7 protein-coding genes and 1 pseudogene are annotated in these 5,799 nt (G+C 56.0%); 2 read left to right on the top strand and 6 right to left on the bottom strand.

What is annotated here, in order from left to right:
• Positions 1 to 183 (bottom strand): glycosyltransferase family 2 protein (locus AC1DUB_RS28080; protein WP_477732355.1); only part of this gene is annotated, 183 nt, incomplete at its 3' end.
• A 27-nt stretch (positions 184 to 210) separates the two neighbouring features.
• Positions 211 to 1,275, bottom strand: a complete 1,065-nt coding sequence (locus AC1DUB_RS28075; RefSeq protein WP_477732354.1) for a hypothetical protein — start codon at positions 1,273 to 1,275, stop codon at positions 211 to 213.
• 265 nt (positions 1,276 to 1,540) lie between these two features.
• Between AC1DUB_RS28075 and AC1DUB_RS28070 the strand changes: the two are divergent.
• Positions 1,541 to 1,829, top strand: a pseudogene (locus AC1DUB_RS28070) (leucine zipper domain-containing protein); the annotation flags it as partial.
• 203 nt (positions 1,830 to 2,032) lie between these two features.
• Positions 2,033 to 2,731 carry a hypothetical protein gene (locus AC1DUB_RS28065; protein ID WP_477732353.1) on the top strand — a complete coding sequence of 233 codons (699 nt, stop codon included), beginning with the start codon at positions 2,033 to 2,035 and terminating at the stop codon, positions 2,729 to 2,731.
• Positions 2,732 to 2,793: 62 nt separating this feature from the next.
• Here AC1DUB_RS28065 and AC1DUB_RS28060 read toward each other — a convergent pair whose 3' ends face one another.
• The 4 genes from AC1DUB_RS28060 to AC1DUB_RS28045 are packed head-to-tail and all read right to left on the bottom strand — an operon-like array spanning position 2,794 to position 5,556.
• Positions 2,794 to 3,522, bottom strand: a complete 729-nt coding sequence (locus AC1DUB_RS28060; protein WP_477719974.1) for an ABC transporter permease — start codon at positions 3,520 to 3,522, stop codon at positions 2,794 to 2,796.
• Between the two features lie 37 nt (positions 3,523 to 3,559).
• Complete coding sequence (locus AC1DUB_RS28055; RefSeq protein WP_477732352.1) at positions 3,560 to 4,429, bottom strand: hydrolase 1, exosortase A system-associated; 870 nt, start codon at positions 4,427 to 4,429, stop codon at positions 3,560 to 3,562.
• Complete coding sequence (locus tag AC1DUB_RS28050; RefSeq protein ID WP_477732351.1) at positions 4,426 to 5,292, bottom strand: hydrolase 2, exosortase A system-associated; 867 nt, start codon at positions 5,290 to 5,292, stop codon at positions 4,426 to 4,428. The genes AC1DUB_RS28055 and AC1DUB_RS28050 overlap by 4 nt, the downstream gene beginning before the upstream one ends.
• A 12-nt stretch (positions 5,293 to 5,304) precedes the next feature.
• A complete protein-coding gene (locus AC1DUB_RS28045) occupies positions 5,305 to 5,556 on the bottom strand; it encodes an acyl carrier protein (RefSeq protein WP_477732350.1) in 252 nt (83 codons plus the stop codon).
• Positions 5,557 to 5,799 lie beyond the last annotated feature (243 nt).

The following is a 5,799-nucleotide window of genomic DNA, read 5'->3' as shown; positions in this document are numbered from 1 at the left end:
GCACAATAACCTGCACATGGGGGCCGCAGCGGCAAGCTCGGGGCCTGCCGGGGCTGGGGATGCGTCGTCCACCACTATCACATGCACTGGCAATGAACAACCCTGCTGGGTTGCAATACTGGACAGCGCTTTGGCAAAAATACCTGGCGATCTTTGGCAGTAAGGAATGACAACGGTAATCATGCGTTTTAGCCGGGTGTATGGAGCGGATCAGGCAGCGGTGCGGACAAAGAACACGTTGCCATTGTGCTTGTTTGCAACCACCAAGCCCCTGAGTTCAGGAACATACTGCATTGCGTTCTGAAGGCCGTTCGTTCGTGCCGCTGGTGCGATGCCTGCCATTGCGGGTTCGTCGACAAACCAGGTTTCGGGATGCACACGCAAGATTTTGATGGAGGCCCCCGAATTGAACGCGACTAAATAGCGGTCAAGGGTTTCGTCGTAGATTACCGCCGGGTAGCCGCTCAGCGCCAAGGCCTCGGCCCCCAGCCCGGCAAATGCCATCATGACTGGTGCGCCATCGAGATGGCGTACTTCCGGAGGCGACGCGCTGGATCCCCCGACGAGGAGCATCCGGTTGCGACGCGGGTCGATGGCCGCACCGGCATACCAGCCCGCCCTGGTTACATCAGACAGCCGCGTCCAGGTGTTGGTGGCGCTCGCCCAGCGATACCAGCCGGAACCATAGCTTTTGGAGTAGTACACATCATCGGTCCAAGGGTGCTTGACACAGAGTGCCGCGATGTAGCTACCCGTACCCGGAAACTGCGCCACGTAGTCTGGTGCGTCCCAATCGCCCGTCGCCACGTTGAAGCTGAATGAGCGCTTGTCGCCCACATATGGAAAATTGCTCGGGGCAGGTGGAAACGGCCCCGACACTCCGGGGCTGCTAAACACCATCATGCGATCCAGGGGCTCAATGAACTGTGTTGCGTAGTAGGTGTGGGTGGCTGACGGCCGCCGGTCGAGGTAAAACTGTGTGCCGTTGATGATGTCGGCGTTCGGCGTCGGGCCACGCAACTGAGTCCACCGGGGGCGGGGTACATTCAGTTTCAGGGCATTGACTTCATTACCCGCGTAGTCGCCGTGCCCCCCAGCCGCGCCGAGCAGATAAACGCTGCCGCGTCGCTTCAGGCAAGCACCACACCACGCGTCAATCTTCGAGCTGGGACCTGAGATGCCCAGGGGCCGTTCGGAAGGATCGACGCTGGAGAGCGCAGTGTTGGGAATCTGGTGCCACTGCCAGATCTGCAGGGTGGCGACCCAGTCAGGCAAGGGGCCGTTTGAAGGCGGTAGAGGAGGGCGTGGCACTGGTAGCAATTTGGTTTCTGCGGCAGCAGCCCCACGACCGCAAGCCGCCAGCAACAGCGAGCCGAGCGGTGCCGACGCGAAGTGCAGGAACTTTCGTCGTGTATTGAATGCAACTTGCGTGCAAATGGGGTGATTCATCGTCTAGGGGTGATGTTTCAATAGGTTGATCACCCGAGGCGAAGGAAGATGGAGGTTCTGACATCTCCCAACTTTCTTCAGGACTCCCCGGATGAACATCCATAAGAATGCCTCAATTACGCCCAAAGGTCGAGCCAATTTGATTCGTGAAATTGATCGGATTGGCCTCAAGCCAGCGGCCGCAGCCGCTGGCTTGAGCACGCGCACGGCCCGCAAGTGGCAGCGTCGCTTTCCAGGAAGGCCGCCCTGGCTTCTCTGACAGCAACTCCCGGCCCCTGGGTCCGCAGCGCAGCTGCGCCAGCAAAATCGAGCGGACCCAGCGCCTGACCTATGAGCGCATTGCCGAGCGGGTGGGGCTGTCGCGAAGCGCTGTCGCACGGACGCGCGCCGCATAGAGGCCTGCAATTGCCGCTAACCACGGCAAGATTGCCCAGGAATTCGGGGAAAGTTCCGCGCAGATTTATTATCTGAATCTCATAACGCTCAACTCACGCGTTGGTGGGTGTTGTGCAGACCTTCCCAACAGCGTTGAGGGGCGAAATTGTGGCGAAAATTCAAGATAGAATGAAATGATTAATATGCAATGAGACTCGTCGTCTGGCACCGTTTTAAACTTTTGGTTCGCGAATTGGGCCCGTCAACCACGTTCCTGTATTTGCTGAATCGCCTTTTTCGCCGTGTTAATAGTAAATTCGGTTTTTATTATTACTTCTTTGTAGCCCAACCTGTGGCTGATCAACCTCGCCTGCCGTCCACCCGCGGAAGGAAATTCTCATTTCATCTGCTAACGGAATTCGCCCCCATTTTGAACAGCCTGGATCGCCCGTCGACTGTGATACGTCAACGCTTTTCTCAAGGTGCCCAATGCCTGTTGGCAACTAAGAACGATGCCGTGGTTGGGTGCATATGGTTTATTCCGAACGCTTATGCTGAAGATGAAGTTCGTGTCGATTATTTGCTACCTCGGGATAACCGCTGCGTGTGGGACTTTGACGTTTTCGTAACAGAGTCGGAAAGATTAGGTTTTCTTTTTGCCAAGCAATGGGACGCTTTTGATGCATTACTCAAGCCCCAAGGCATATCTCATACTGTAAGTAGAATAAATGCGTTTAACCAACGCTCTAACGCATCGCATCGCAGCTTGGGGGCGCAAGAATGTGGGTGGGCACTATTTCTGTGTATGGGAGCGTTCCAGTGGATGCTGTCCAGCCAACGGCCATTCGTTGCGTTTGGCGGCCGGCCAGCGCTACACGTAGGGCCCAAAGTGCCATCAAAGTCTTGAGGTTTCCAAAGTCATCGGACTTTCAAGCCTCAATGCCGGTGAGGCAGACCCGAGCCAATAAATTACTCGGTTTGTTCCGCAGGTGCGTTGTTGATGATCGTGGTGATCGGCAACTCTGCCGGCTCGGCCCATTTCCCAACACTCTGTAATTTGTCGCGCAAAATTGTCTGGGGGAAGCCGAGTTCAATTGCTTTGTGCGCCTGGACAAGTGCCTTGTCGTAGTTTTTCTGGTCAAAGTAGTGCAGCCCGATGTTGTAGTGGGTAAATGCACTGTCTTTGGCGTAGTTTGTCGCGATTTCCAGTTGCTTGGTGGCCTCTGGAATGCGCCCCTTGCTGTTAAGGTATCTCGAATAAATCATGCGAACAATGGTGTCGTCCGGACTGAAACGCACAGCCCGTTCAAACCAGCACTCAATGGTGTAGCGAGAGCCGCTGGGTTGGGGGGTTTTTTCCTTTTCACCCAGTCGCATCATCGCCAAGAGCGCCCGATGATTGTTCGGGATGGCCCTGAGCGTGTAATCTATATCGCCGCCTGGAGTGGTGCCCGTTTTTCCACGTACCAAAGCTTCAACCTCTGCGGTGAAATGATTATCCAGTACGATGGGGAGCTTGTCCCGATCCGTGCGGTAGTCATAGGGACCGTACTGGCCCTGGGCCCGCAATGGCCCGCAGGTTGATTGTGCAAACGCTGCGGAATTGCCTAAAAGAACTACTAATGCAACGATTAGCGTCCCCATAAGTTTCAGTGGAACGGTTTTGTTGACTATATCCACAGAGACTTCGAGTTTCATGGAAATTCCCTGATCCAGTCTAATTTGATGAGTCGTTTCATTGCTTGCTCGGCACAACCAGCTTGTCAAGCCACCGGACGGTCAGCTCTGCAACACGGGTACGCGATATCGAGCTTGAAAACGTGTGGTCTGAGGCAGGTAGATCATGACGGCTTACCCATAAATGTCCCAGCATGCCCGACCAGACAGCGTCAGCGCTTACATGCTCCAGGAATTCTTTTGCAGTGTAATCTTCGCCGCTTAAGACGAGAAGAATATTCCCATTTAATTTACGCCAGGCCATAGCCATTCGCTGCTGAAATGATGGGTTATTTTTGCCACTCACCGGAGGTATTTGCCCTGAGAATGCGGCCTTGAGATTGCTTATCAACCCGCTGGCTGCGCTTGCCGCTACCTTGCCGCTTAACAGCTTGAACCAAAACTCTTTTTGCGTCAAACGCCGGGTGTAATAGTGCTTGACCTGGGTGCGTGCCAAACTGGCCTCGGACCGAACCCACGGGTTTAACAAACACAAGCCACTCACCCGCTGGTCATGGGTTTCATGGCAGTAAAGCAGGGCGGCTGATGCGCCGTCACACAGGCCCCACAGGGCCACTTGTTTGACAGAGGGTATGCGTGCCTGCAGCGCGTCAATTGCGGAGGCAATGTCGGCGCTCACGGTTTCGAAATCTCGTTGCTGGCCTTCGCTGTCGCCCATGCCCCGGTGGTCAAACCGCAGCACTGCGTAGCCGGCGGCTGCCAGCGCGCGAGACAACAGCACAAACTGCCGGTGGCTACCGACCCGGTACTGCGGGCCACCCACAATCACGATGACGCCGGTCTCGGCAGGTGTTTCTGGTCTGGCCAGAATGCCCAACAGCGTGTCGCCCGCGCAGGCAAAGAGGGTTGTCTCTTCGGTGTAGTTCATGCGGGTACGGCGGGCATGTGGGCAAGCGCGGCCGTGGTCACTGCAATCAATCCGGGGGCTTCTTCAATTTCAGTGGTTTGCCAGAAGGGGGGGCCATGCACTACGTGGCTGCGTACTTCAAAGCCTGCCTGCCGCCACTGTTCGAGTGTTTTGGTTGACGCAGGGCTCAAGCTGGCATCTTCGCGGCTGGATAGTTCAAACCATTCCAGGCGAGGTACATCGGCCTTATTGGCTCGCGGCACAAGAGCGGCATGCTCAAGCCCGGCGGCTAGCTCGGCCGAGAGCTCATATCCGGCAATTTCAACGGGTGAGCCTTCTGCCAACTGCTGGCGCAGGGCTTGCATGGCGCCTTTTGTTTGTCCGTCCAACATGTCGCCAGCGACTTTAAGGCGCAAGAACTGTTGCAGCAGCGGTTTGCCGGCAGAGGGCGGCTGCCAAAAAAGAAAGTTACAAGGCTCATTGAGATGTCTGGCTGCTTCCGCTGCCACCAGGCACCCGGCACGCAGGCCCCACAACCATAGCGGTGTTTTGCTCAGGCTAGCGCTTTGCGCATTAGCGCGGCCGCGCAGCCAAAGGCTAGCTTGCACCACGTCGTTCAGCCAGCCCTGCCAGGTGGCATCGCCGAAATCCCCGGAGCTGTCGCCACAACCGGACAGGTCGATCTGCAGCACCGAAAATCCTGCTTGAGCCAGCGCCCGTGCCTGCAATGCGCCCATGCGGCGGGATTTGTTCATTTCCTCGGCAAAAGGGTGGATATAAAGAACCAGGCCGAGTGTCGTAGCGCCTTCACCGGAGTAATACAGGCAAAACCGTTGACCGCTGCCAGCCGGTTCAACCGGCAGGAAAAAAGCCTCAGGGCGCACGGGCACGGCTCGTCAAGCGGCCAGTTTGCTGCTGACAAAGTCAGACAGCGAGCCAACTGTGGCAAAGGTCGACCCATCAATGTCGTCATCGTCAACTACCAAGCCAAACTGCTCCTCAAGAGAAGTGATGAGCGTAACGACGGCCATCGAATCCAACTCGGGAATAGCGCCCAGCAACGGTGTCTCGCGGGTGAATGTAGCCGAACGTCCATTCAAACCTAGAACTTCGTCAACTACACGAAGCACTTCTTGTGATATGTTCAATTAAAACTCCCTGAAAGCCAACTCGGCCCGCTCGGATTATTTTAGGTTCCAAAAGCTTGTGTGGGTGATGATGTGTCTCTTGTCCACCTGCGTTTTCTCAATTGATGTGGCTTTTTGAATTTCCATGACCGAATCCACACTTTTGTCCGAACTGATAGCCCTGACTGCGCAGCGTTCGCCGCACGCGATTGCACTGACCAGTGGCGCCTCACAGTTGAGTTATGGCGATCTGTATGCTGGTGT

Source organism: Polaromonas sp. P4_F9, assembly GCF_056401235.1.
The sequence above is the reverse complement of the archived record's forward strand: the minus strand, read 5'-3'. Positions and strand labels throughout refer to the sequence as shown.

Coding starts and splice junctions, on each gene's coding strand:
- AC1DUB_RS28065 (WP_477732353.1), top strand. CDS start 2,033: ATGAGACTCGTCGTCTGGCACCGTTTTAAACTTTTGGTTCGCGAATTG.
- AC1DUB_RS28060 (WP_477719974.1), bottom strand. CDS start 3,522: ATGAAACTCGAAGTCTCTGTGGATATAGTCAACAAAACCGTTCCACTG.
- AC1DUB_RS28055 (WP_477732352.1), bottom strand. CDS start 4,429: ATGAACTACACCGAAGAGACAACCCTCTTTGCCTGCGCGGGCGACACG.